Raw genomic sequence first — 22776 nt, forward strand, 5'->3', positions numbered from 1 at the left:
TTTACGACGGTCCTACTTAGGGCAACTATAACTGACTAATTGACAAAATAACGATTTGTATACGAATTTTTACGCCAAAATGTCCGAAAAATGGCTCCGGTACGTGGTTTGTTAGCGAGTAGTATAGGGTGAATGATGACGGCATTTCATTCTCCATTACACATTATTCATTATCACGCCCATAACCATGAACTTTAACAACTATACCATCAAAGCGCAGGAGGTCGTGCAGCAGGCGACCCAAATTGCGCAGGGCAATAGTCAGCAGACCGTCGAAACCGGTCACGTGCTGAAAGCCATTTTGGACGATGATCCGAACACTGTCGGATTTTTGAGTAAGAAAGCAGGCGTCGATACCAGCCGCCTGACGCTTGCCTTAGACGCTATCGTGAACGGTTATCCCAAAGTGTCCGTTTCCGGGAATACGCAACAGGGTATCTACCTCGGCAATGATCTGAACGCGGCCCTGCAACGTGCGCAAACCCAGATGAAAGACTTTGGCGACGAGTACGTCAGTATCGAAATGATGCTGCTCGGTCTCGTGGGTGGGAAAGACGCCGTCGCCACGCTATTGAAAGACATTGGATTTTCGGAAAAGACCTTAAAAGACGCCATCAACGAATTGCGTGGCAACAATAACCCTGTGAAAGACCAAAACGCCGAAGCGACCTACCAGTCGTTGCAACGCTACAGTATTAACCTCAACGAACGCGCCCGCACTGGCAAAATCGACCCGGTCATTGGCCGCGATGAGGAGATCCGGCGGGTGCTGCAAATCCTGAGCCGCCGGACCAAGAACAACCCGATCCTCATTGGTGAGCCGGGTGTTGGTAAAACGGCCATTGTCGAAGGACTCGCTCAGCGCATCGTGTCGGGCGACGTACCAGAGAACCTCAAAACCAAAACCATCGTCTCCCTCGACATGGGCCTGCTCATTGCGGGTGCCAAGTACAAAGGCGAATTTGAGGAGCGACTAAAGGCCGTTATTAAAGAAGTGACCGACTCCGACGGGCAGATTATTCTGTTCATCGACGAGATTCATACGCTCGTAGGGGCGGGTGCTGGGGGCGAAGGCGCGATGGATGCGGCTAACCTCCTGAAACCGGCCCTGTCGCGGGGTGAACTCCACACCATTGGAGCTACGACGCTAAAGGAATACCAGAAGTACATCGAGAAAGACAAGGCCCTCGAACGCCGTTTCCAGACCGTATTAGTTGATGAGCCGGACGTAGCCGACGCCATCAGCATCCTGCGCGGCATCAAGGATAAATATGAACTGCACCACGGCGTACGCATCAAAGACGATGCCGTTATTGCGGCCGTCGAACTCTCGTCGCGCTACATCACCGACCGGTTTCTGCCCGACAAGGCCATCGACCTGATGGACGAAGCAGCGGCCAAGCTGCGGCTCGAAATGGACTCGGTACCTGAAGAACTCGACGAACTCAACCGGCGCATTATGCAGTTAGAGATCGAACGCGAGGCCATCCGGCGCGAAAATGACAAGGAGAAAGAAACGTCGCTGAACCGGCAAATCGCCGACCTCAGCGACCAGCGCAATGAACTGAAAGCCCGCTGGGAAACCGAAAAGGAATCAGTTAACGAAGGCCGGACGCTAAAGGAGCAACTCGACCAACTGCGCTTTGAAGCCGAACAAGCCGAACGCTCCGGCGACTACGGCAAAGTGGCCGAAATTCGCTACGGACGCATTCCTGAGATTGAGCAGAAACTTACTGAACTGACCAACAGCGAAACCAACGGCGGCTCGCCCGACCGGATGATGCAGGAGGAAGTTGCTGCTGAGGACATTGCCGAAGTAGTAGCCAAGTGGACGGGTATTCCGGTGCAGAAAATGCTGCAAAGCGACCGCGAGAAACTGCTTCATCTGGAGCAGGAACTCGGCAAACGCGTCGCCGGGCAGGCCGAAGCTATTGAGGCCGTGGCTGATGCCGTGCGCCGGAGCCGGGCCGGAATGCAGGACCCCAAGCGACCCATTGGCTCGTTTATTTTCCTGGGCACCACGGGCGTCGGTAAGACCGAAGTAGCCCGGACGCTGGCCGAGTACCTGTTCAACGACGAAAACGCGCTGGTCCGCATCGACATGAGCGAATACCAGGAACGCCACGCCGTGAGTCGGTTGATTGGTGCTCCTCCGGGCTACGTGGGCTACGACGAAGGCGGGCAACTGACCGAAGCCGTGCGCCGGAAACCCTACTCGGTGGTACTGTTAGACGAGATTGAAAAGGCACACCCCGACGTGTGGAACATCCTGTTGCAGGTACTCGATGAAGGTCGCCTGACGGACAACAAAGGCCGCGTGGCGAACTTCAAAAACACGATCATCATCATGACCTCGAATATCGGCAGCCACCTGATTCAGGAGAAATTTGCCGAAGACGAAGGCTGGAACCACTCGCTCGTACTGGACGAAGCGAAGACGGCGGTGATGGAGTTGTTGCGGCAAACAATCCGGCCGGAGTTTCTGAACCGGATCGACGAGATCGTGATGTTCGAGCCGCTGACGAGGGCCAACATCCGCAAAATCGTGGACATTCAGTTCCGCGATATCAAGCGCCGATTGGCCGAAACCGGCATTCAACTTGACGCTACGGACGAGGCCCTGACCAAAATCGGCGAAGAAGGTTTCGACCCGACCTTTGGTGCCCGCCCGCTGAAACGCGTGTTGCAGCGCCGGGTGCTCAACGCCCTGTCGAAGTCAATTCTGTCGGGCGAGGTCAGAAAGGATTCCGTCGTGCTGATGGAGTTGGACGATGACGGCGAAATCGCTTTCACGAATTTAGACGCTGAAATCGAATTATAATTGACAGATTTTAGGAAGCCCGGTTGCCTTCAGGTAGCCGGACTTTTTTGTGTTCTACATGCTTATATTTGTTTGTGAACATAAATAGTCAGTTGTATGCTAAACGTTCAATACGTTACCGATCCCAGCGGCAAGCCTCTCTACGTACAGGGCCCATCAAAGAATATGAAAATTGTTGGACTGAGGGCTAAGACAGTCTCATTGGGGCCCTAAACAACAATCTGCGGGGCGGTAACGTACTGCTTAATTTTTGTTGGATTTGTTGGCGTTTAGGTGACCAGCTATGGCATGAATGCAGATTGTTCTTTAAACTTGTATTCTAATTTCATCTACCGACTCAACCATGACACGTCTAACCAAAACCCGCGTGGCACCGCTCGCGTTGGCGGCCCTTATCCTGCTCGAAAGTTGTGCCAGTTCGACTACGATTCAATCGAACCCAAGCGGGGCGAAGCTTTACCTGAACAGTAGCTACGTCGGCACCACGCCCTACCGGCATACCGACACCAAGATCGTTGGTACGACGACCTACATCCGCCTGGAAAAAGAAGGGTACGAACCGTTGAATACGTCATTTTCCAGGGATGAACAAGCGGACGCAGGCGCTATCATCGGCGGTGTTTTTCTGCTATTTCCATTTCTGTGGACCATGAAATACGATCCGTCACACATCTACGAACTGGCACCTCCCGGCTCTTTCCAGCAACCTGGGGTTGCTCCAATGCCGTTGGCCAACGACCCCGCTTCGGCCAGCCCCAAAACCGCCAAGCTGCGTGACCTCAAGAAACTACTCGACGAAGGAGTTCTAACGAAAGAGGAGTACGAAAAAGAAAAAAAGAAGACGCTCGATTCTGATGACTAACCCAGCGCGGCCGGTATGTTTACCGGCCGTTTCTGCGTTCGTACTCCACGAAATCAAACCCGGTCTCGTGGCGCTCGTCGGCGGGGTGCGGTACGCGGCTTATCTCATCCCACTCATTTTTATCGTACTCCGGAAAATACGCATCACCGTCGTAAGCTTTGTGAATTTCGGTCAGGTACAACGTGGTAGCAATGGGTAAGGCCATGGCGTAGATCTCCGCCCCGCCAATTACAAAGATTTCTTCCTGATCAACCGCTTGTGCTTTGTCGATTGCGTCATCAAGCGTATGCACCACCGTTACGCCCGCAGCCTGGAAATCCGTATTCCGAGTAACAACGATGTTCGTTCGATTGGGCAGCGGCTTGCCGAGGGCTTCCAGCGACTTACGCCCCATGATGATGGGATGATGGCTGGTCTTCCGTTTGAAATAAGCGAAATCGTCGGGCAGGTGCCACGGTAAATCGTTTTGCCGACCGATGATGCCATTTTGCGCTACGGCGGATATGAGGCTGATTTTCAATACTAAACTGGTTTATGGTTCGTAGTTTGTGCCGGGCGGCTGGTGCCGTTTGTGGTTAGCTAACGCAAAAGCAACATATGCATTAGCCAACTACAAACGGCACCGGCCGCCCGGCACAAACTACGAACCTATTTAACTCCTTTTCGCCGTTCCATCAGCTCACGCCAGGTAGTAACGATAATGCCTTCTTGTGCTATAAACGCCTTTAAAACTGGGTCCATCATGGCCAGCATATCCCCTTTTCGGGTGGGACTCGATGTGCTGATCTGGTCGAAGGTGGACGTTGGGGCGGTACAGTGCATAATAACATACGTCAAACCCGGCTGGGCCGACGTTAGCAGCTCCACAAATTTCTGGGTCTTGTATTTTCGTAAATTCTCGTCAGTTACAGGAGTCCCGGCCGGTAAATTCCAGCCGTAGCTGGTGCCGTCGAGGTCGTCGAGTACAGGCAGACCAGCGTCCCAAAGTTGTTTGCCCACCTGCGCAATCAGTTGCCGCTGCGCGGGGGGTACGTTATTCACCTTGATAATTAGCGACGCGTGACCGCCGGGAAACAAAATCGGGATTTTCTCCTCAATGGCAACTTTGACATACCGCGACAAAAACTTGGGTTGAAACAACGTACCCATGTGCGAGTCCATGTGCGTTGGCTGAAGACCAAACGCCCGGTAGCGGGCCAACTGCGCCCGAACTTCGGCTTCTACCTCGTCGGCCGACGCGTGCTCAACCACCTGCGCGACCGAGTGCCAGAAAGCGCCCTGTTCATCATACAGCCCCGGCGCTTTTTCGCGCCCCACCAACGGCGACCACCGGTAGGCATCCCACTCCGATGTCAGGGTCAGGTGAACGCCCGCATCGGTGTTAGGGTGCTGTTTGAGATACGTGAAAAACTGGGGCACCCAGCCGCACGGCATCATCACACTGGTTGAGTTAGCGATGCCTTTGTCGAGCGCATTCATCGTCCCCACGTTCGACTCGTAGCTCATTCCGGCGTCGTCAACGTGCAGAATGATAACTTTCTTACCCTTGGGAAAGCCTAATTTCTCGGCGTAGGTTTCCGTTTGCGCCTGCGTTGTTGTTACGTTGACCAGCAATAGCAAGAGGCAGAGAAATGATAACTTCATGGCTATGTTTTGGTGATTACCATACCTGTAAGGTCTCAGACCGGGTCGGACCGACGCATCGGCGCGTATGGTCCGCCGTTGCGGCCCTTGCAGGTTTACATCAAAGCTTATTCCCCCGCAAAAACTCCTCGGCTGTCATGCGCCGTTTCCCTTCGGCCTGCAACGAATCGACGGATAACCAGCCATCAGCCGCCCGCACCAGAATTACTTTTTTATGGTCTGTATAAGCCTGACCCGGCTCAGCCACGAATGGCGACTCATTGGCTACAGAAACCTGATAAACCTTGAAGAACTTACTATTAATTAGCGTCCAGGCGGTTGGAAAGGGCGACAGGCCACGCACGAAATTTCGGATCGTAACGGTGGGCTGGTTCCAGTTGATCTCGGTAGTTTCGCGGCTTAGTTTAGGCGCTGGTTTGGCGTCGGCAACGGCAGGCTGGGGCGTTCGGGGGTAGTTACCCGCTTCAATGGCTCGCACCGTTCGCAGCACCAGGTCGGCCCCGCGCTCCATCAGCCGGTCGTGGAGTGTACCAGCCGTGTCGTCGGGGTAGATTGGCTCCTGATCCTGAAAAATCATCTGGCCCGTGTCAATTTCTTTCTCGATAAAAAATGTCGTAACGCCCGTTTGCGTCTCGCCATTAATGATGGCCCAGTTGATAGGCGCGGCCCCGCGGTACTGAGGCAGCAGCGACCCATGCAGGTTAAACGTACCAATTGTTGGCATTGCCCAGACCACTTCGGGCAGCATTCGGAAGGCGACGACAACCTGTAGATCAGCCTTGTAGCTGGCTAACTGTTCCAGAAATACCGGATCGCGGAGTTTTTCGGGTTGCAGCACCGGTAGGTTGGCGGCCTGAGCGGCTTTTTTCACCGGCGAGGCTGTCAGCGTCAGCCCACGTCCCGAGGGCCGGTCGGGGGCGGTGACCACCGCAACGACGGAGCACCCCCCGCTCAGCAGGCGCTGTAGGCTCGTAACGGCAAAGTCGGGCGTTCCCATAAACACAATGCGAAGCGGTAGTGGCATGTATCGATGAATTGGTTTTTAATCAGCAACTGGGCTTCGTATTGAAATAGCCCGTAAGTATTCTTATTTTTGTCGCTCAGACGCGTTACTACAACGCGCTGCCGTCAGAATGCAATCGGCCGAAAAACGGCTTTATCTATGCGACGAATGGCTAACCATGTTCCTGAACCGTTCGCTTCGGTACTCCGACGGCGACACTGACGCGGCTGCAAAGAAAACCAATTTGGTTGCAGAACGGTCGGTGTACCGTTCTTTTTGTTTTTAGTGGCTCGTCGCCAAATCAATGTGAAAAACGAGTAAGTAAAGTACAGTAATCATGGCAAAAATATCTTATTACACCGAAGAAGGCCTTAACCGGCTCAAAGCTGAGTTAAACGAACTAAAAACTAAAGGCCGGACGGCCATCGCCCACCAGATTGCCGAAGCCCGCGACAAGGGCGATCTCAGCGAAAACGCAGAATACGATGCGGCTAAAGACGCACAGGGCCACCACGAGCTAAAAATTTCAAAATTGGAAGAGGTAGTGGCCAATGCCCGCGTACTGGACGAATCGACAATTGACGCGTCGCAGGTATCGGTGCTGTCGAAGGTGAAGATCAAGAACGTAAAGAGCGGAGCCGAAATGCTCTACACGCTCGTTTCGGAAGAGGAAGCCGACCTGAAAGCCGGGCGGATTTCCGTCGGGTCGCCTATCGGCAAAGGGCTGCTGGGCAAGCGCGTCGGCGAAAAAGCGACGATCACCGTGCCAGCCGGTGTGCTGGAGTTTGAAGTTGTCGATATAGCGCGGTAAAAAGAGTAATGAATCGGTCCGCCGACGCGGATAAACGATGAATGCGCTGGAGTTGCAATCATCGTTCATCCGCGTCGGCGGACCGATTCATCATTCATCATTTATTTCCTCATGCCAACTCTCTTTTCCCGAATTGTGGCCGGTGAAATTCCGGCTCACAAAATTGCCGAGACCGACGATTTTCTGGCGTTTTTAGACGTGATGCCCACCGCAATGGGCCACACGCTGGTAATTCCAAAAAAAGAAGTCGATTACCTGTTTGCCTTAGACGACGATCTGTACGCCGGTCTGATGGCGTTCGCCAAACGCATTGCCCCTGCCATCGAACGCGCCGTGCCCTGCAAACGCATTGGCGTGGCCGTAATTGGACTGGAGGTGCCCCACGCGCACGTTCATCTGATTCCGCTCAACTCGATGGCCGACATGGATTTCGGCAGCAAGCTGAAGCCGAGCCAGGAAGAACTGGCCGAAACGGCGGAGAAAATCAGACAGGAGTTGGGCTTTTGAGTTTGAGGGTTTGTAGTTCGTAGTTGGCTGACGCGTGTTTATGCTGGCGTCAGCCGACTACGAACTACAAACCCTCAAACTACAAACTCTCTTTATTTCAGCTTCTCCTTCAACCGGTTCATCTCCCCGGTGGGTGCCGACCGTTCATATAAAATGCAGTAGACGGCGTTCACGATGGGCATGTCCACCCCAAAACGCTGATTGATTTCGTAGATACTTTTGACGGCGTAGTACCCCTCGGCAATCATGTTCATTTCGGCCTGCGCCGACTGAATGGTGTAGCCCCGGCCAATGAGTGTGCCGAACGTGCGGTTGCGGCTGAAGGGCGAGTAGGCCGTTACGAGCAGGTCGCCGAGGTAGGCCGAGCCGCTCAGGTCACGGTGTTTGGGGTAAATAGCATCGACAAAAAGCTTGATTTCCTGCATGGCGTTGGACACCAGCACGGCCTGGAAGTTGTCGCCGTAGCCCAGTCCGCGCGTGATGCCGCTGGCTAAAGCAATGATGTTTTTCATAACGGCGCTGTATTCAATACCGTAAATATCATCGACAGGCGTCGTCTGCACGTACCGGCAACGCAACAGTTGAGCCACGTCTTCGGCGCAACCCGCGTCGGGCGAGGCAATGGTCAGGTACGACTGCTTTTCCAGCGCAACTTCCTCGGCGTGGCACGGCCCGGCAATTACTGCAATCTGCCCGGCCGGTACGCCGTACTGTCCGCTGACCCAGTCCGTAACGAGTTGATTCGACGCCGGAATCATACCTTTTATGGCCGATACAACGCGTTTTTCGGCAAAATGATCGGGTTTGAGGCCCGTCAGCGCATCGGCCACGAAAGCCGCCGGAACCGCCAGAATCACGTAGTCGCTATCTTTAACCGCTTCCCGAATTTTGGTGCAGACTTTCACCTTGCGCGGATTCACCTGCACGTCGCTGAGGTAACTGCGGTTGTGGTTGTATTTTTTGAGGTGGTCGGCGTCGGTCTGGCTGCGCATCCACCATTTGATCTGGACATTGTTTTCGGACAGGATTTTAACGAGCGCCGTAGCCCAGCTTCCGCCCCCCACCATCGTTAGGCGGGTTGGTTGAGTCATTTTCATGGGATGCAAATACGGGAAAAAGGCGGAAGACAGGAAACCAGTGTTTAAACAAGGCGTATCGTAGTTGGCCGCAGCCTGTTGCAGGATTAACCGAATAGCAACCAGGTTTCCTGCTGCGTAGGCCACAGTTTTTTCGTGACCACGTACTTCGCCCGGTCTTTCGAGAAACGCAGCACGATCTCTTCGGGTATGAGCGTGACGTGGGTGGAGGACTGAGCTAAATTGTTCGGGATAGAGGGGCGGGACCGATTGGTTATTAGTGACTAAATCGCCATTTTGCAGAACAAAAAAGAAAGAAACGTTATGCTAACGCACATCGATATTGACATTCAGAATGAGCAGGAAGCTACCCGCATTCTGTCGTTGCTGAACCGTGAACACATCCCACACCGGGTACACAAAAAAGTGGTATTCACCGAAGAAGAGCGGGCAGAAGCGCAGGAGCGAGTCATGCGCGGAGCACCTACACTAAACGTCGACGAAATGCTGGAATGGCTTAAAGAGTCTAAAAAAGACCGTAAACTGCCTTTCCGGGACGACGAATGAGACTTCTGGACTTCAACCTGCTTATCTACTCGGCGCAGGATGAATACAAATTTTTGCGGTCGCTCATCCGTGACAGGCAAACCTACTTGTCTGCCGCGTCAAAAGTAGAAACGTTAGGTTACCACAAGCTGTCTACTGACGAACGACTGTATTTTGAAGACATCTTTAAGTCAGCTACTGTCCTGTCAATTACCGACGACGTTGTAGATAAAGCGGTTGAACTTCGACAACAGAAACGAATGTCATTTGGCGATTCCATCATTGCTGCCACTGCCCTGCTGAACGGCTTTGACCTATACACCAACAACACCAACGATTTCATCCACATCCCCGGCCTGACGGTCGTCAATCCGCTCAACGAGCAATAGCATCTGTTTTTGCTGTTCTAACCCAGCACCCACCAGCAATTTATAGTGAGTGATTCAACAGGCCTGCCCTTCAATGGCTGTTGGTTGCCGTAGGTGTACTCTATTTTCGCATATTTGCCTACCTCCTACTCACTAATCCTGCTCTAAACCGCTCACCTACACCACGATGGAAATCTTTCTACTTGCTGTCCTGCTTGTCCTGGTTCTTGTGGCCAACAGCCGGTTCAACGCCGTTAAAGAAGCAGTCAACCTTCAACACACGGTTATCAGTCAGTTACGGGCTGACCTGCTCGCCTTTCAACAGGAACTTCGTAGCCAAACCCCTCCGCCCCCAATAGCCCAGCCCTCGCTGACTGATAACCCGGCGGAATTACGTACCGAACGGGCAACGCTCGTTGTTCCACTCACTCCGCCAGTACTGGAGCCGGAGCCGGTTAGTATGGCATCCGATGTTTTGCGGCCAGAAAGTCAGCCCGAGCCAGTTCTGGATCGTCTACCCATTCAGGAGCCGATCATGCCTGCTGAGCCGAGGCTCTCGTTCTTCCAGCGATTTATGGCCGAAAACCCGGATCTGGAAAAGTTTATCGGCGAAAACCTCATTAATAAAATTGGCATTGCCATTCTGGTGGCGGGCATTGGCTACTTCGTGAAGTTCGCCATTGACCAGAACTGGATCAACGAAATTAGCCGGGTGCTCATTGGCGTGCTGGCGGGCGGGCTGCTGCTGGGTCTCGCGCACCGCATTCGTCACACGTTCGGGGCGTTCAGTTCGGTGCTGGTGGCGGGCGGGTTGTCGGTGCTGTATTTCACGATTGCCATTGCCTTTGCCGACTACAAGATTTTCAGTCAAACGGCAGCTTTCGGGCTGATGGTGGTCATTACGGGCTTTGCTGTGCTGCTGTCCATTGCCTACAACCGCGTTGAACTGGCCGTGATGTCGCTGATTGGCGGATTTGCCACGCCGTTTATGGTCAGCACGGGTCAGGGCAATTATGTAGTGCTGCTGTCGTATCTGCTCATTCTGGATGTGGGTATGCTGGTGCTGGCGTATTTCAAGAAGTGGACGATTGTGCATTTGGTGGCCTATGGATTTACCGTGCTGCTCTACGGTTCCTGGCTCGGCCTGTACGTGCTGGATGCGCCCAACGCTCCGTATGGTGGCGCACTTATTTTCGCTACGCTGTTCTACATGGTTTTCATGGCCATGAACCTGATTTACAACTTACGGTCAGGAGCGAAATTCTCGGCGGTAGAAATTAGTTTGCTACTCAGCAACACCGCTTTTTACTACGCAGCCGGGATGTTGATTCTGGCGAACGTGCAGCAGGGTGCTTATCAAGGTTTATTTACGGCCGCGTTGGCAGTTGTGAACTTTGGTATTGCTACCTTACTATACCGACGCGGCACGATTGACCGAACGCTGATTTACCTGCTCATTGGTTTGGTTATTACCTTCGCCAGCCTAAGCGTGCCCGTGCAGTTATCCGGCAATTTCATTACCATGTTCTGGGCGCTCGAAGCCGTGCTGCTGCTGTGGTTAGCGCAACGGTCAGGACTGACGCTGCTGGCAACGGGAGCCGTGCTGGTGATGGGCCTGATGCTGATTAGCCTGACGATGGACTGGTCGGCGCTGTACGTGGTCGAGTCCATTCCCGCCCGGTCGCCCCTGCCCATTTTGATCAACAAAGCGTTCATCACCAGTTTAGTCGCTATCGGTAGTCTAGTGGTCACGAACCGGCTGTTGCGAAATCAGTTGTCGCCGTTTCAGTTCTGGGCGGGTCAGTTGAGCGTGGCGGCCTACCAACGCATCATTGGCTACCTGACGGTTATCATTACGTACTTCGCGGGAGCTTACGAGCTTGATTACCAAGCCACCATTGCGTTCGGATACGGCCCCAACCGGACCGTTTTAGTGGGTGCCTATAACCTAACTTTTGCCCTCGTCCTGCTGTTCATTGCCCGGCGGTATGCCGTGCGAAATTGGCTGTTGCAAGCGGCTGCGCTGGGTTTGCTTGTGCTGCTGTTATACGTGATGGTGTTCGACCCGGCGGTGCATGACCTGCTGGGTGCGTATGTTCAGGGCAATGAGCCGGGTCGGGTCGGTTATCCGGTTCATTACCTGAGTTTGGTTTGTGTACTTGGCCTGTTGTTTCTGCTGCACACCCTCCGGCCTTTGCTGACGCCCTTGCCCCCACTCATCGACCGACTTTGGCCCTGGTTTCTGGGATTCGTACTGGTTTACTCTGCCAGTTCGGAATTGTTTTCGCACGTAGTTTATTTCAACTTCTCGGGAGCCAACCTACCAGTTTCGCCCGCCCAAAAGGTCGCCGTGGCTACTCGCTACGCTGATCTGCTGACCCAGATCAACAAAGTAGGTTTACCAATTCTGTGGGGCGTTTGCGCATTTGCGTTCATGTACGTGGGTCTCACGCGCCGAAACCGCCAATTCCGCATCCTGTCGCTTAGTTTGTTTGCGCTGACTCTGCTCAAACTATTTCTGTACGACCTGCGGGGCATTTCGGAAGGCGGGCGGATTGCGGCATTTATTTCACTGGGTGCGTTGCTGCTCATTATTTCGTTCATGTACCAGCGCATCAAACGCCTGATTCTCGACACCGACGCTCCCCAACCTGCCCCCTCCGACGTATGAACAAACTAATCTGTCTGTTACTGTCGGGTTTGCTGATTCAATCGGCGGGTTGGGCACAGTCGTTTCGATTCCGGGCTACCGTCAATACGGTTGAGCAATCGGGTTTCCACCGGATTCTGTTGCCGCCCGGCGTAGTTGGCCATCTCAACGACAATCTGACCGACGTCCGGCTCTATGATGGTCAGCAGCGCGAAGTACCGTACCGACTCATCCGGCAACAACCCACGCAAACCGTGCCATTTGTGGATTATGAGCTTGTCAGCAAACAAGCGCTCCCGAATGTGGCGACAACGGTAATCGTCCGCAACCGGACCAAAAACCCCATAAGCTCCTTGGGAATTGTCATAAAAAATACGAACGTGGGCAAAAAGGGCCGGCTCAGCGGCAGTTCGGATGCTCAGAACTGGTACGCCATCGACGATAACCTCTGGCTTGAGCCGACGCAGGCCAACCAACGCACGACCGAAACGAAACGGCTTTCGTTTCCGCTGAGCGATTATGAATATTACCGCCTGGAAGTGAACGACTCATTGAGCACACCGTTGAACATTCTGCGGGTTGGCCGTTACGCCCCGGTGGCATCAGCGGGCGCATACACAGCCATTCCAGGCCTGGCCGTCACGCAACGCGACAGCAGTGACAAACGCACGTACGTTCACCTGACCCGAACCGACAATGCCCGATTCGATAGATTCATCTTTAGGACTGAATCGAATACGCTCTTTCGTCGGCGGGCTGAAGTTGGGCAGTTTCGCTCCCGGAAATTGAAGCGGGGTCGGATTGAGCAGAGTTTCGAGGTGGTGCGTTCGTTTGAGTTGAATACTGCCGACAGCAACATCGTGGACTTGCCCGGCCTAAAAGCCAAAGACCTGTACGTTGTCATTGCCAATGACGACAATCCACCACTCCTTATCCGCGACGTTCGGGCGTATCAATTGACGACCTATTTACTGGCGAACCTGACGGCCGGTTCACCCTACCAACTTCGCTTTTCGGCCGACGACGTTGCCGCTCCGGCTTACGACCCGACCCAGTTCAGCGTCAACGTACCGGCTAATCCGCCAATCATCACCGCGAGGACTATAATGGCAGATCAGGCTGGTGACGCGAACAACGGGTCGCTTTTTACCGACAGCCGCATTATCTGGCCCGCCCTGGGACTGGTGTTAGCGGTGCTGGGTCTTTTGTCGTACCGGATGCTGCGGGAGATGGGACAGCCGAACGGATGAGCCAGACCAAACCGCCAACTCACCTTACTTCCTCGAAGAAATACGTTTTTCGTTCGTTCTCCACGTCGTCGTAGGTGTAAATGGTGCGATGGCGGTTTTTGCGGTGATAATTAATCAGCACAAAATCGCCGATGCAGGCGCTGGTGTGAATGAGCAGCAATATCACCCAGAACAGCCAGTATGCCGGTAACAGAACCCAGCCAAAGAGCAAACCGGCCGTGATAATGACAAAAGGCAGCGCAGCTACAAACGCCAGTTCGCGCGTGGTAGCCGGGAAATTTTGGCTGTAGGCATACACCATCAGGCTTTTTAGCGAGTACCCATAGCCAATCTTAGGTGCGCCGACGCGTTTGAAAGCCAGTCCGTGGATAAATTCATGAATCGGCAGCAGGATGAAGAAGCCAATGAAAGCCGCGCCAATCTGCCACAGTAACGACCCTCCCTCCCCACTGGGCTGGCTCTTCAGTGAGGAGCCGCCCACGTACCCGATGACGCCCCCAATCAGCGCCAGGCCCACTAAAGGCAACCACCGCTGCAGACCGCGTTTGGGGCCAGTCTGGTCTGCTTTGGGAGTCATACCTAATTCGCGAACGATGAAGTGATTCATGTCGTCAAGGGCAAACGATTCGATCAGTAGGTAGCGGCCGGACGAGTGAAGCTGGTCGACGGTGGGGCGCATGAGGTCAGTAAATTAGTTTCTGTAACAAAGCAAAAGTGGGTTGGTTCTCCTGCAAAAGCAACGCTATGAAACAGATTGACCAACTGCTCCACTTATTCGGGGCCGACGATACCGCGCAACCGGCGGGCGTATCGCGTAAAGATTTTCTGAAAACCGCCAGTCGAACGTTGGCCGTAGGTGTAGCCGGTGGACTGGCCGCTTCCTGCAAAACGAACCAGGCTGCGGGCCGCTACCCAGCCAACCCGTCAACGGTCTACCGGTCACCAGCGGGTCAGCAGGTGCCGTCGTCGGCTCCCTACTCGCCCCCGGCCAAGGTGCCCCAAAAGGTAGATGAACCCATTGAGTTGGAGCCGTGGAAATCCGACGCCGACCGTAAATCGGCCCCAACGCCCACGCCCCTGCCCCGCGATCAGCGGGTGGGATACGCACTGGTAGGTCTGGGTCACCTGACGCTCGAAGAACTCCTGCCCGCGTTTGGCGAATGCAAAAAGTCGAAGCCGGTGGCACTGGTGAGCGCCAGCACCGAGAAGATGCAGAAAGTGGCCCAGCAGTACGGCATCAAGCCCGAAAGCTGCTACAGCTATGAGCAGTATGACCGGCTGAAAGACAACCCGGAGGTGCAGGCCATTTACATCGTACTGCCCAACTCAATGCACGCTGAATACACCATTCGGGGAGCGCAGGCCGGAAAGCATATTCTGTGTGAAAAACCGATGGCCAACTCCGCAGCCGAGTGCCAGGCCATGATCGACGCCTGCAGCCGGGCCGACCGCAAACTGATGGTCGCTTACCGGATTCAGTACGAACCGAATAACCGGATGATTCGCGACATAGTGCGGTCGAAACAGTTTGGCAGTCCCAAGTTTGTGGAAGCCTTCAATTGCCAGAGTTCGGCCAATCCGAAGCACTGGCGACACATCAAAGCGCTGGCCGGGGGCGGGGCGCTGCCCGACATTGGGTTGTACTGCCTGAACACCACGCGTTTTATTCTGGGCGAAGAGCCGACCGAAGTCTTTGGTTACCAGTATAGCACACCCGGCAACGCGCTGTTTCGGGAGGTGGAAGAGGTGATGTCGTGGCAGATGCGGTTTCCGAGTGGCGTGATTGCCAACTGCGCCACGCACTACAACGTGCACGAGTCGCGCCGGTATCGGGTGCTGGCCGAACGCGGCTGGATGGGTCTCGATCCGGGCTTCTCGTACCGGGGCATCCAGATGGAAACCGCCCGCGCCGACGGTATGATCGAACGAAAGGAAACGCCCATTCTGAGCGAGAAAAACCAGTTTGCCACCGAAATGGATCACTTTTCGGATTGCATATTGAGCAATAAACAACCGTTCACGCCCGGCGAAGAAGGTCTCCAGGATCAGAAAATCATGGAAGCCATTTACCAGTCGGCGCGGGACGGTCGGCCAGTGAAGCTGGCGGCTGTGAGCAAAAAAGACGCTTTCCGGGGACCGGAGCCGGACTTGCAGTAGAATGGCTCACCAGGTAAAAACACAAACAGCCGGGGCTTGCGCTCTGGCTGTTTGTGTTTGGTATGGTAAATTAACCTCGTTTGTAATATTTCATGGCTTCGGGCAGCAGCGCCTGCAAATCCCGAATCCGGCGGGTGTCCGACGGGTGCGTCGACAAAAACTCAGGCGGCTTGCGGCCGCTACCACCGGCTTTGGCCATGCGACCCCAGAAGTTGATAGCTTCCTGCGGATTATAACCCGCCATGGCCATAAAAATCAGCCCCAACCGGTCGGCTTCCGACTCTTGTTTTCGGTTGTGGGGCAAGGCCCGGCCAACCTGATAGGCAACCGGCAAAGCCGCCCCAACCGCCTGCATCAGCACCGAACTCGCCTGGGTACGGCTGTTTTCAGCGGCCACTCCGGTTACGATCTGTCCACCCTGCAACAAGCCGTTGGCCACTAAGCCTTCACTCATGCGCTCGGCACCGTGTTCGGCAATGGCGTGCGAAATTTCGTGGCCCATCACCGCTGCGGCCCCGGATTCGTTCTGCGTGTAAGGCAGAATACCCGTGTAAAAGGCCACTTTTCCACCCGGCATGCACCAAGCGTTGACTTGTGGGCTTTGGATCAGGTTAAACTCCCACTGAAATCCGTTCAGGCGGCTGCCGAGGTTATTCGCGTTTAAATACTGCTCCATCGCCTGACGCAGGTTGTTACCAACGCGCTGAACCATCTGCGCGTCATTATTTCCCCGAACAACGCGGCTGGTATCCAGAACGCCCCTGTAACTGGAAAAACTCAGCGGCAGCAGTTGCGCATTGGAAACGAGCTTAAGCTGGCTCCGGCCCGTGAGCGGCACCTTCTGGCAACCGATGGCTAAACCAATCAGCACCATAGCGATCATCATTTTCTTCATCGAATAATGGGGTTTTGTTAAGTACTTCATTCAACACTATACGACCGTCAACGTAGCGGCTTTGTTCAAATTTTTCCGAACGAGCGCGGTCAGGCTTGGTTTAGTTCTTAGATTTGTGCCATTCAGATTCGTTTAACGGACCGTCGTTTCTAATCGTTTTTCAACGCATCAAAGCAGGTTTTAGCCTGTGCTACTGATGAAAATTATCGCCGTTGGCCGCAATTACGCCGAGCATATCAAGGAACTCAACAACGCACAACCCGACGACCCGGTTATTTTCATGAAACCCGAAACGGCCATTCCGCTGAAAAACGAGCCGTTTTTCTACCCTGATTTCTCCAGCGACGTTCACCACGAAGTTGAAATTCTGGTCAAGATTAACCGGGTTGGCAAAAACATCGACGAACGGTTTGCGCACAAATATTACGATGAGATTGGCGTGGGCATCGACTTCACGGCCCGCGACGTGCAGAGCAAACTAAAAGCGAAAGGGTTGCCGTGGGAGTTGGCTAAAGGGTTTAACGGGTCCGCGCCGATCTCGGGCTTTGTACCGAAGGCCGACTTCGCCGATCTGCAAAACATCAACTTTCGATTAGATGTCAACGGCGAAACCCGGCAGCAAGGCAACACGAGCCTGATGCTGTTCAAAATTGATTACCTGATCGCATTCGTATCGCGGTATTTTCTGTTACAGCAGGGCGACATTTTGTTCACCGGCACCCCGAAAGGCGTCGGCCCGGTGCAAATCGGCGACCGGCTAACGGCCTATATTGAGGACCGCAAAATGCTGGAGTTTGACGTTAAGTAATGAATTGAACGGTATAACCGCCATTGGTCATCAGTGAGTAAAAAGCAAAGTTGGTTTGGGTGGTTAGTCTGGCTAATCAGTGCGGGTACGGCCTTTGGGCAACTGCCGACTACGCCTGTACCCGTTGGTGAGACGCTACGCACCGCGCAAACTCCGTCAACCGGCTATGTGCAGCCCGGCACAGTTCAGCCTGGTTATTTCCTGTTCCCAATCATGCCGGGCGGAGCCAATTCGCTGTCGGGCGGGATGGGCGATTTGCGGGCGAACCACTTCCACGCGGGTTTAGACATTCGCACGGGAGGCCGCGAAGGGTTGGACGTACACGCGGCTGCGGATGGGTATGTGTCGCGGATTGCGGTGTTCACGGGCGGCTACGGAAACGTCCTTTTCATCAAACATCCCAACGGCCTGACTACGGTTTATGGCCACCTCAAAACGCTGAACGACACCCTCGGCACGTACCTCCGGGAACAGCAGTACGCCCGCAAAACGTTTGAGATCGACCTGCGGCCCGAACCGGGTCAGTTCCCGGTTAAGCAGGGCGACATCATTGCCGCATCGGGCAACACAGGTGGGTCGGGTGGGCCGCACCTGCATTTTGAAGTGCGCGACGCTAAAGACAACCTTATTAATCCCCTGCTTTACGGCTTTTCGGAACTCCGCGATGAGATACCCCCCTACTTTGAGCGTATCGCCCTGAAAACCATGACGCCGACCTCACGCATCAACGGCGAATACCAGCGCGTCAGCTACGTCCCCGTTCGGCGGAGCGATGGCACCTACACGATCACGAAACCCATTACGGCGTCGGGGCTGGTGGGGCTGGAGGTGCTGGCGTATGACAAAACGAGCGGGTCCCCCTACCGCAACGGCATCAGTTGCTTAGAGATCCGGCTCGACGGCCGCGAGGTGTTCGCCTACAACATGAACAGCTTCCCTAACGAGCAAACACGGTTTATGAACGTTCACGAAAACTACGAAGTTGAGCAGATGACCGGTCAGCGCTACCACCGGGCTTACATCGCCGATGGAAACGTACTGAACCTCTATAAACTGCAAAGCAACGCTGCCTACCGGGGTCGGTTGCCGCTGTTAGATGGCCAGCCGCACGAAGTTACACTGACACTCTACGACGCCTTCGACCACGCAGCCCGGCTGACGTTTACGCTTCTGCCGGAAACCACCACGAGCAACTACCCTCGCGTGGATTCGGTTGACCGTCAGCTACTAAGTGATACAGTTGACTCCGAACAGGCCCGTGTAGCACCAATCATCAATGATCCAGTCATTGGAGCGCCGACCGTCGTAGCGCCGACCGTCACCATTACGACGGATGAGAACGTGTTGAAATTGACGGTGAAGAATATTTCAACAATTGATCCGCCGGTAGCCAAATTGTTCACGGGACGGACTATCACGGAGCAACCCGTGAGCTACGTGGGTATCAACCAGGCCATTTATCTCATAGATTTGCGCCGGACGATGCCCGACTCCGTACAGTTTGGGCGGGGCGTGGTGCGAACAAATTTCAAAAAGCGCATCATACCGGGCCGGGCGGAGGTTTTGGTGGATGGGAACGCCCGATTGGAATTCAGCCCCAAAACCCTGTTTGATACCCTGCATCTGGCCATACGACCCGTGGCGGGTGGTGGTCTGGAAATTAATCAGCCGACGATTCCACTCAATGATTACCTGACGGTTCAGTATGTTCCCAATTACCCAATTGCCATCGACACCATGCGTACGAAGGCGTATTGGACGAGTGGTGGACGGGAGAGTTTCCTGGGCGGAACGTGGACCAACGGGCGGATTCAGTTTAAAACCCGGTCGCTGGGGCGGTTTCAGTTGCTGACCGACGCTAACCCGCCAACGGTCGAGATTCTGTCGGCAACGCCGAAAGGCATCTCAGCTAAAATTCGGGACGACTTGTCGGGCGTTGCTCAGTTTCGGGCGCTGGTCAACGGCGAATGGGTGTTGATGCAGTATGATTACAAACGGGCGTTGCTCTGGTCCGACAAACTGGACCCAGACATGCCGTTTGAGACGGGTGCCGAGGTGATTGTACAGGTAAAAGACCGGTCCGGCAACATTGGCTCCGATAGCATAACGATTGAGGAACCGCGCCCGGTCGTCCGGCGAAAAGCCACGCCGAAACGCAGAAAAAGAAGGTAAAACTGTTTGTAGTTTGTGGTTAGCTGACGCCCGAAGGCTTGCGCCGGTCCCCCGGTGCAGTCAGTCCCGGCGGGAAACCGCAACTACAAACCACAAACCACAAACTTAAAACCCATGACCTTGAATATTGGCGACCCCGCCCCCGACTTCAGCAGCATCGACCAAACCGGTCAGCCCATTCGGCTGTCGGATTACCGAGGCAAAAAAGTGGTTCTGTACTTTTATCCCAAAGACAATACATCGGGCTGTACGGCTCAGGCGTGTAGCCTGCGCGACAGCCACGCCGATCTGCGGGCGGCTGGTTACGAGGTGCTTGGCGTGAGCGTCGATAACCAAACCTCCCACCAGAAGTTTATCAGTAAGTATAACCTGCCATTTTCGCTCGTGGCCGACACCAACAAGCAGGTGGTCGACGCTTATGGGGTCTGGCAGGAGAAGTCGATGTACGGCCGGAAGTACATGGGCACGGTCCGAACTACGTTTCTGATCGACGAAAACGGCATCATCATCGACATTATCGGCAAGGTCGATACCAAAAAACACGCAGAACAGATTTTAAAATAGGTGGCGTATCATGGTGATACGGCAACCCGGCGGCCACGTCCGGGTTTGCGTAAACAAAATCATTAACCTAACACCCGGACGTGGCCGTCGGGTTGCCGTATCACCAGTCTACCAAAACACATGGAACTCGAAAAACTCGAAGGCATCGCCACCGCCGTACGGCGCGACATTCTCCGCATGGTTGCAGCCGTTAACTCTGGTCACCCCGGCGGCTCATTAGGCTGCACCGACTTTATGGTTGCACTCTATTTTGAGATTATGCGCCGTAAGAAGGACGAAGATGGAAAGCCCATTTTTGACATGGACGGTCGCGACGAAGATTTGTTCTTTCTGTCAAACGGCCACATCTCACCCGTTTTTTACTCGGTGCTGGCGCGGGCGGGTTATTTCCCAATTGACGAACTGGCCACGTTCCGTAAACTGAACAGCCGCTTGCAGGGCCACCCCGCCACGGCTGAGCACATTCCGGGCGTTCGCATTGCGTCGGGGTCGCTGGGGCAGGGGTTGTCAGTGGCTAATGGAGCGGCTTACGCTAAAAAACTCAACGGCGACGACAAGCACGTGTACGTGCTGATGGGCGACGGTGAGCAGCAGGAAGGGCAAGTTTGGGAAGCGGCTCAGTTTGCGCCGAACAAAAAACTCGGCAACCTGACGGCCATCATCGACCTCAACCACGCCCAGATTGACGGCACCACGCAGAACGTGAATGACAACCGCGACCTGGGGGCTAAGTACCGGGCGTTCGGCTGGTTTGTGGATGAGATGGAAGGCAACGACATGGCCGACGTGATCCGGACGCTCCGCAAATCGCAGGAAGACCCGGAGGTGCCGACGATGATTCTAATGCACACTGAAATGGGTTTCGGCGTCGAATACATGGTGGGCAACTACAAATGGCATGGCACGGCCCCCAACGCTGATCAGCTTCAACAAGCGTTGAATGGCCTACCGCTGTCGGTGGGGGTGTCGGATTATTAAATGTCCCGAACAGCATGGCTCCGGCCACCCGGCCTGCTGTTTGCGTCTAAGATAAATGCAAACAGCAGGCCGGGTGGCCGGAGCCATGCTGTTCGAGACAACAAACATGAAAATCAAACGGGTTGTCATTGAAAATTTCAAGTCCATTGAGCGCATCGAGCTTATTGAGCCGAATCCGTTCACAGTCTTTGTCGGCCCCAACGGGTCGGGCAAATCGAATATTTTCGAGGCTTTGGAGTTTGTGAATATTGATTATGTATCTGATAGGGCTATTAACCTGTTTGGCGTAGATAAAATCGGCAGAAGAGTCGCAACGGCAGACAGTTTCAGCTTTCGGTGCGATTTAGAAGGCTTTAGCGTTGTCAAAAACCATATTTCACAGCGAACAGGAATTAGTACATCTGAAGGCTCCGAATTGCTTTTTGAGGCAGACATCAGGCGTATGATGTTTAAGTATGACTCTGACTATCAGCAATTTATTACAAACTTCGCCAGAATCTTCGTGCGCAATGACAGGATAGTAAAACAACCTTTTAAAGATGACAGTCGATTATCGTTAGATGCAAGTAACCTTGAACCTGTCCTAAAACGCATCTTGAATGAAGATGTATTACGATCCGAAATCTTCGAGTGGTTAGAGATGTTCGTACCAGGATTCACGGCAATTGAGATCGATGATAGAAATGAACTTCATTGGTTCGAGGGACATACCTCGGAGTACTTTACCAAAGACCTAATCTCAGACGGTACATACAATATTCTGGCTCTGCTGACTGCCGTATATCAAAGCGATGAGCCGCAATTTCTGTGTATTGAGGAGCCGGAAAACGGCTTACACCCTTTAGTAATTGAATCATTGATTTCATTCTTTCGAAATGTGTGCACTGAAAAAGGGCACTACATTTGGCTGAATACCCACTCGGCCTCGTTGGTTTCGCAACTCCAACCCAGCGAAATAGTGCTGGTTGAAAAGAAGGAAAGTGCAACAGTAATAAAACAGGTTGGTAGTCGAAATCTTTACAATTTGGAGGTAGACTACGCTTGGTTGTCAGGCGCACTGGGAGGAGGATTGCCGTGGTAAATGTTGGCTTTATGGTGGAAGGAGCAACCGAGCGGCTCATTATCAAATCAGTGGCTTTTCAGAACACACTTCATAAGATGGGACTGGAGGTAGCAGGCGACGTAATTGACGTGAGAGGTAGAATGAACTTGTTATCGGATAAGACTGATGGAATCCGCCAAGTATTATGGCAGAATGGAGCAGAGAAGTTGATAATTTTGACTGACAAAGAAGACGTAGCTTGCTATAGTAGTTTGAAAGCACAGATAAACACGCCTGTTGACTTGATTGCTATTGCAAACCGGACCATCGAAGCTTGGTTTTTGGCCGACTCAGAAACATTATCAACGTTATTTCAAACCAACTTTTATTGCGAGTTTCCTGAAGCAGTGGTCAGCCCAATTGACGCACTCAAAGCACACCGACAGCAGTTCCGGGGAATTGGTATTGGTGACAAGAAAGTGTTTGCCCGGACAATGCTCGCTAATGGCTTCACCATCGAGCAGGCGGCTCAGCACCCCAACTGCCCGTCGGCGCGTTATTTTCTAACTAAATTGCAAACCCTCGCTTCGGCGAACTGATCTCAAAACGAACGAAAACAGAC

21 protein-coding genes are annotated in these 22776 nt (G+C 53.8%); 15 read left to right on the plus strand and 6 right to left on the minus strand.

From position 1 onward, the window contains the following. The first annotated feature begins 187 nt into the window (after positions 1 to 187). Together clpB and ACYVHB_RS08185 are read left to right on the plus strand one after the other, a co-directional pair. On the plus strand, positions 188 to 2821 hold the full coding sequence (gene clpB, locus ACYVHB_RS08180) for an ATP-dependent chaperone ClpB (RefSeq protein WP_461051213.1): 2634 nt from the start codon (positions 188 to 190) through the stop codon (positions 2819 to 2821). A 343-nt stretch (positions 2822 to 3164) separates the two neighbouring features. Continuing rightward, positions 3165 to 3683: a PEGA domain-containing protein gene (locus ACYVHB_RS08185; RefSeq protein ID WP_461051214.1), complete on the plus strand. Its 519-nt coding sequence runs from the start codon at positions 3165 to 3167 to the stop codon at positions 3681 to 3683. Between the two features lie 19 nt (positions 3684 to 3702). Here ACYVHB_RS08185 and ACYVHB_RS08190 read toward each other — a convergent pair whose 3' ends face one another. The 3 genes from ACYVHB_RS08190 to fmt form a co-directional block, all read right to left on the minus strand. Then, positions 3703 to 4203, minus strand: coding sequence for a dihydrofolate reductase (locus ACYVHB_RS08190; RefSeq protein WP_461051215.1), 501 nt, complete (start codon positions 4201 to 4203; stop codon positions 3703 to 3705). 128 nt (positions 4204 to 4331) lie between these two features. Beyond that, the gene (locus ACYVHB_RS08195) at positions 4332 to 5327 is read right to left on the minus strand and encodes a polysaccharide deacetylase family protein (RefSeq protein ID WP_461051216.1); all 996 of its coding nucleotides are present in this window, start codon (positions 5325 to 5327) and stop codon (positions 4332 to 4334) included. A 100-nt stretch (positions 5328 to 5427) separates the two neighbouring features. After that, positions 5428 to 6351 carry a methionyl-tRNA formyltransferase gene (fmt, locus tag ACYVHB_RS08200; RefSeq protein ID WP_461051217.1) on the minus strand — a complete coding sequence of 308 codons (924 nt, stop codon included), beginning with the start codon at positions 6349 to 6351 and terminating at the stop codon, positions 5428 to 5430. Between the two features lie 316 nt (positions 6352 to 6667). Between fmt and greA the strand changes: the two genes are divergently transcribed. After that, positions 6668 to 7141 (plus strand): transcription elongation factor GreA, encoded by a 474-nt coding sequence (gene greA / locus ACYVHB_RS08205; protein ID WP_461051218.1) that lies wholly within the window; start codon positions 6668 to 6670, stop codon positions 7139 to 7141. Between the two features lie 111 nt (positions 7142 to 7252). Further along, positions 7253 to 7648, plus strand: coding sequence for an HIT family protein (locus ACYVHB_RS08210; protein ID WP_461051219.1), 396 nt, complete (start codon positions 7253 to 7255; stop codon positions 7646 to 7648). Between the two features lie 92 nt (positions 7649 to 7740). Here ACYVHB_RS08210 and ACYVHB_RS08215 read toward each other — a convergent pair whose 3' ends face one another. Then, positions 7741 to 8745 carry an NAD(P)H-dependent glycerol-3-phosphate dehydrogenase gene (locus ACYVHB_RS08215; RefSeq protein WP_461051539.1) on the minus strand — a complete coding sequence of 335 codons (1005 nt, stop codon included), beginning with the start codon at positions 8743 to 8745 and terminating at the stop codon, positions 7741 to 7743. A gap of 303 nt (positions 8746 to 9048) precedes the next feature. Between ACYVHB_RS08215 and ACYVHB_RS08220 the strand changes: the two genes are divergently transcribed. The 4 genes from ACYVHB_RS08220 to ACYVHB_RS08235 all read left to right on the plus strand — a co-directional run bounded on the left by ACYVHB_RS08220 (position 9049) and on the right by ACYVHB_RS08235 (position 13538). Then, a complete protein-coding gene (locus tag ACYVHB_RS08220; protein WP_461051220.1) occupies positions 9049 to 9291 on the plus strand; it encodes a hypothetical protein in 243 nt (80 codons plus the stop codon). Next, positions 9288 to 9659: a type II toxin-antitoxin system VapC family toxin gene (locus tag ACYVHB_RS08225; protein WP_461051221.1), complete on the plus strand. Its 372-nt coding sequence runs from the start codon at positions 9288 to 9290 to the stop codon at positions 9657 to 9659. The genes ACYVHB_RS08220 and ACYVHB_RS08225 overlap by 4 nt, the downstream gene beginning before the upstream one ends. A gap of 166 nt (positions 9660 to 9825) precedes the next feature. Next, entirely contained in the window at positions 9826 to 12309 is a 2484-nt protein-coding gene (locus ACYVHB_RS08230; RefSeq protein WP_461051222.1) for a DUF2339 domain-containing protein, read from the plus strand. Further along, the gene (locus ACYVHB_RS08235) at positions 12306 to 13538 is read left to right on the plus strand and encodes a hypothetical protein (RefSeq protein WP_461051223.1); all 1233 of its coding nucleotides are present in this window, start codon (positions 12306 to 12308) and stop codon (positions 13536 to 13538) included. The genes ACYVHB_RS08230 and ACYVHB_RS08235 overlap by 4 nt, the downstream gene beginning before the upstream one ends. A 19-nt stretch (positions 13539 to 13557) precedes the next feature. Here ACYVHB_RS08235 and ACYVHB_RS08240 read toward each other — a convergent pair whose 3' ends face one another. Then, positions 13558 to 14217: a DUF3267 domain-containing protein gene (locus tag ACYVHB_RS08240; protein WP_461051224.1), complete on the minus strand. Its 660-nt coding sequence runs from the start codon at positions 14215 to 14217 to the stop codon at positions 13558 to 13560. Positions 14218 to 14282: 65 nt separating this feature from the next. On the opposite strand from ACYVHB_RS08240, the gene ACYVHB_RS08245 reads away from it, so the two are divergent. Next, positions 14283 to 15695 carry a Gfo/Idh/MocA family protein gene (locus ACYVHB_RS08245; protein ID WP_461051225.1) on the plus strand — a complete coding sequence of 471 codons (1413 nt, stop codon included), beginning with the start codon at positions 14283 to 14285 and terminating at the stop codon, positions 15693 to 15695. A 70-nt stretch (positions 15696 to 15765) separates the two neighbouring features. On the opposite strand, the gene ACYVHB_RS08250 is transcribed toward ACYVHB_RS08245, so the two are convergent. Then, positions 15766 to 16590 carry a M48 family metallopeptidase gene (locus tag ACYVHB_RS08250; protein ID WP_461051226.1) on the minus strand — a complete coding sequence of 275 codons (825 nt, stop codon included), beginning with the start codon at positions 16588 to 16590 and terminating at the stop codon, positions 15766 to 15768. 196 nt (positions 16591 to 16786) lie between these two features. Here ACYVHB_RS08250 and ACYVHB_RS08255 point away from each other — a divergent pair, with 196 nt between their 5' ends. The 6 genes from ACYVHB_RS08255 to ACYVHB_RS08280 all read left to right on the plus strand — a co-directional run bounded on the left by ACYVHB_RS08255 (position 16787) and on the right by ACYVHB_RS08280 (position 22753). Then, positions 16787 to 17398 carry a fumarylacetoacetate hydrolase family protein gene (locus tag ACYVHB_RS08255; RefSeq protein ID WP_461051227.1) on the plus strand — a complete coding sequence of 204 codons (612 nt, stop codon included), beginning with the start codon at positions 16787 to 16789 and terminating at the stop codon, positions 17396 to 17398. Between the two features lie 213 nt (positions 17399 to 17611). Then, on the plus strand, positions 17612 to 19570 hold the full coding sequence (locus tag ACYVHB_RS08260; protein WP_461051540.1) for a M23 family metallopeptidase: 1959 nt from the start codon (positions 17612 to 17614) through the stop codon (positions 19568 to 19570). Between the two features lie 114 nt (positions 19571 to 19684). Beyond that, complete coding sequence (gene bcp / locus ACYVHB_RS08265) at positions 19685 to 20134, plus strand: thioredoxin-dependent thiol peroxidase (protein WP_461051228.1); 450 nt, start codon at positions 19685 to 19687, stop codon at positions 20132 to 20134. Between the two features lie 120 nt (positions 20135 to 20254). Further along, the gene (locus ACYVHB_RS08270; protein WP_461051229.1) at positions 20255 to 21112 is read left to right on the plus strand and encodes a transketolase; all 858 of its coding nucleotides are present in this window, start codon (positions 20255 to 20257) and stop codon (positions 21110 to 21112) included. Positions 21113 to 21167: 55 nt separating this feature from the next. Then, on the plus strand, positions 21168 to 22193 hold the full coding sequence (locus tag ACYVHB_RS08275; RefSeq protein WP_461051230.1) for an AAA family ATPase: 1026 nt from the start codon (positions 21168 to 21170) through the stop codon (positions 22191 to 22193). 11 nt (positions 22194 to 22204) lie between these two features. Beyond that, positions 22205 to 22753 (plus strand): hypothetical protein, encoded by a 549-nt coding sequence (locus tag ACYVHB_RS08280; RefSeq protein ID WP_461051231.1) that lies wholly within the window; start codon positions 22205 to 22207, stop codon positions 22751 to 22753. Positions 22754 to 22776 lie beyond the last annotated feature (23 nt).

The organism is Spirosoma arcticum, from assembly GCF_054779955.1.

What these genes read in the sequence shown, in the direction of transcription:
- greA (WP_461051218.1), top strand. Translation starts at nt 6,668, where the DNA reads ATGGCAAAAATATCTTATTACACCGAAGAAGGCCTTAACCGGCTCAAA.
- ACYVHB_RS08210 (WP_461051219.1), top strand. Translation starts at nt 7,253, where the DNA reads ATGCCAACTCTCTTTTCCCGAATTGTGGCCGGTGAAATTCCGGCTCAC.
- ACYVHB_RS08275 (WP_461051230.1), top strand. Translation starts at nt 21,168, where the DNA reads ATGCAAACAGCAGGCCGGGTGGCCGGAGCCATGCTGTTCGAGACAACA.
- ACYVHB_RS08230 (WP_461051222.1), top strand. Translation starts at nt 9,826, where the DNA reads ATGGAAATCTTTCTACTTGCTGTCCTGCTTGTCCTGGTTCTTGTGGCC.
- clpB (WP_461051213.1), top strand. Translation starts at nt 188, where the DNA reads ATGAACTTTAACAACTATACCATCAAAGCGCAGGAGGTCGTGCAGCAG.
- ACYVHB_RS08280 (WP_461051231.1), top strand. Translation starts at nt 22,205, where the DNA reads ATGGTGGAAGGAGCAACCGAGCGGCTCATTATCAAATCAGTGGCTTTT.
- ACYVHB_RS08240 (WP_461051224.1), bottom strand. Translation starts at nt 14,217, where the DNA reads ATGCGCCCCACCGTCGACCAGCTTCACTCGTCCGGCCGCTACCTACTG.
- ACYVHB_RS08235 (WP_461051223.1), top strand. Translation starts at nt 12,306, where the DNA reads ATGAACAAACTAATCTGTCTGTTACTGTCGGGTTTGCTGATTCAATCG.
- ACYVHB_RS08185 (WP_461051214.1), top strand. Translation starts at nt 3,165, where the DNA reads ATGACACGTCTAACCAAAACCCGCGTGGCACCGCTCGCGTTGGCGGCC.
- ACYVHB_RS08215 (WP_461051539.1), bottom strand. Translation starts at nt 8,745, where the DNA reads ATGAAAATGACTCAACCAACCCGCCTAACGATGGTGGGGGGCGGAAGC.
- ACYVHB_RS08250 (WP_461051226.1), bottom strand. Translation starts at nt 16,590, where the DNA reads ATGAAGAAAATGATGATCGCTATGGTGCTGATTGGTTTAGCCATCGGT.
- fmt (WP_461051217.1), bottom strand. Translation starts at nt 6,351, where the DNA reads ATGCCACTACCGCTTCGCATTGTGTTTATGGGAACGCCCGACTTTGCC.
- ACYVHB_RS08225 (WP_461051221.1), top strand. Translation starts at nt 9,288, where the DNA reads ATGAGACTTCTGGACTTCAACCTGCTTATCTACTCGGCGCAGGATGAA.
- ACYVHB_RS08195 (WP_461051216.1), bottom strand. Translation starts at nt 5,327, where the DNA reads ATGAAGTTATCATTTCTCTGCCTCTTGCTATTGCTGGTCAACGTAACA.
- bcp (WP_461051228.1), top strand. Translation starts at nt 19,685, where the DNA reads ATGACCTTGAATATTGGCGACCCCGCCCCCGACTTCAGCAGCATCGAC.
- ACYVHB_RS08260 (WP_461051540.1), top strand. Translation starts at nt 17,612, where the DNA reads ATGCCGGGCGGAGCCAATTCGCTGTCGGGCGGGATGGGCGATTTGCGG.
- ACYVHB_RS08245 (WP_461051225.1), top strand. Translation starts at nt 14,283, where the DNA reads ATGAAACAGATTGACCAACTGCTCCACTTATTCGGGGCCGACGATACC.
- ACYVHB_RS08220 (WP_461051220.1), top strand. Translation starts at nt 9,049, where the DNA reads ATGCTAACGCACATCGATATTGACATTCAGAATGAGCAGGAAGCTACC.
- ACYVHB_RS08255 (WP_461051227.1), top strand. Translation starts at nt 16,787, where the DNA reads ATGAAAATTATCGCCGTTGGCCGCAATTACGCCGAGCATATCAAGGAA.
- ACYVHB_RS08270 (WP_461051229.1), top strand. Translation starts at nt 20,255, where the DNA reads ATGGAACTCGAAAAACTCGAAGGCATCGCCACCGCCGTACGGCGCGAC.